Origin of the sequence: Zoogloea dura (assembly GCF_012927165.1) — a bacterium.
Classification (GTDB): domain Bacteria; phylum Pseudomonadota; class Gammaproteobacteria; order Burkholderiales; family Rhodocyclaceae; genus Zoogloea; species Zoogloea dura.
Genome location: NZ_JABBGA010000079.1, coordinates 1 through 1,160, shown reverse-complemented (window position 1 = coordinate 1,160; position 1,160 = coordinate 1). Strand labels below are relative to the sequence as shown.

Sequence of the window (1,160 nt, the reverse complement as noted above, 5' to 3'; positions counted from 1 at the left end):
ATGGCTAAGGAAAAGTTCGAGCGGAAAAAGCCGCACGTAAACGTTGGCACGATTGGTCACGTTGACCACGGCAAGACCACCCTGACGGCTGCGATCACCACCGTGCTGTCGCGCAAGTTTGGCGGCGAGGCGAAGGCCTACGACCAGATCGACGCGGCGCCGGAAGAGAAGGCTCGTGGTATCACCATCAACACCGCTCACGTCGAGTACGAAACCGAAGGTCGTCACTACGCTCACGTGGACTGTCCGGGTCACGCCGACTACGTGAAGAACATGATTACCGGTGCTGCGCAGATGGACGGCGCGATCCTGGTGTGTTCCGCTGCTGACGGCCCGATGCCCCAGACTCGCGAGCACATCCTGCTGGCCCGTCAGGTGGGTGTGCCCTTCATCATCGTCTATCTGAACAAGTGCGACATGGTGGACGACGAAGAGCTGCTCGAGCTGGTTGAAATGGAAGTGCGCGAGCTTCTCTCCAAGTACGACTTCCCGGGCGACGATGTGCCCATCATCAAGGGTTCCGCGCTGAAGGCGCTGGAAGGCGACCAGTCGGACATCGGCGAGCCGTCGATCTTCCGTCTGGCCGACGCCCTGGATTCCTACATTCCGACCCCGGAGCGTGCCATTGACCAGCCCTTCCTGCTGCCGATCGAAGACGTGTTCTCGATCTCCGGCCGCGGCACCGTGGTGACCGGTCGTGTCGAGCGCGGCATCGTCAAGGTGGGTGAAGAAATCGAGATCGTTGGTATCAAGCCGACCGTCAAGACCATCTGCACCGGCGTGGAAATGTTCCGCAAGCTGCTGGATCAAGGTCAGGCTGGCGACAACGTGGGCGTGCTGCTGCGCGGCACCAAGCGTGAAGACGTCGAGCGTGGTCAGGTGCTGTGCAAGCCGGGTTCCATCAAGCCGCACACCCACTTCACTGGTGAGGTGTATGTGCTGTCGAAGGAAGAGGGCGGCCGTCACACCCCGTTCTTCAACAACTACCGTCCGCAGTTCTACTTCCGTACGACTGACGTGACCGGCTCCATCTCCCTGCCGGAAGGCACCGAGATGGTGATGCCTGGCGACAACATCTCCATGACGGTGAAGCTGATTGCTCCGATCGCCATGGAAGAAGGTCTGCGCTTCGCGATCCGCGAAGGTGGCCGTACCGTTGG

The 1,160-nt window shown here is 60.8% G+C and carries 1 protein-coding gene; it reads left to right on the top strand.

Annotated elements, in window-relative coordinates:
• Window positions 1-1,160 (top strand): elongation factor Tu (gene tuf / locus HHL15_RS26165; RefSeq protein WP_169148696.1); only part of this gene is annotated, 1,160 nt, incomplete at its 3' end.